Annotated in this window: 1 protein-coding gene; it reads left to right on the forward strand. The window is 33.5% G+C overall.

The window, feature by feature from the left end; genetic code table 11:
* Window positions 1–243: 243 nt before the first annotated feature.
* The coding region (locus AC3G7N_RS22040) for an aminopeptidase P family N-terminal domain-containing protein (RefSeq protein WP_489424254.1) at window positions 244–570 on the forward strand (327 nt) is incomplete at its 3' end.

Raw genomic sequence — 570 nt, forward strand, 5'->3', positions numbered from 1 at the left:
TACAACATAAATGAAGGCCCTTACATTGTAAACTCCAGAATACTGCTAAAATTCCTTTTATTTCCTTACTTATCTCCTGTTTTCTTGCATATTCTTTATATTTTATTGCTTTTCGATTCTTCAATGAACTATATTTTCATGTTCATAGAATACGTTACAAATCAGTTAACCTTCATATGAATTTATTTTTTAAGAAATAGGGTTTATCATAGTAGAGTAGATTTAATATTGGAGGTTTATATGTTGAATAAAGAATATGAAGATAGATTGCAAGTACTACAGAGTTATTTAGAGCAGGAAAATATTGAAGTGGCGATGGTTACATCACCGGCAAATGTATTTTATTATACCGGTTTTAATTGTGAGCCGCATGAGCGTTTTATGGCCTTAGTAGTGGATAATCGTTCAAACAATATTTCATTGTTTGTCCCGGCTTTGGATGAGGAAAGTGCTTCAAATGAATCCTCTGTTAGACGGATTATTCCAGTTTCCGATGAGGAAAACCCGTTCGCAAAACTTAAACTTGAGTTAGGTGAACATGTAGGGAATTTCGGGCTAGAAATGAAGGCC

The organism is Virgibacillus carmonensis (genome assembly GCF_057836705.1).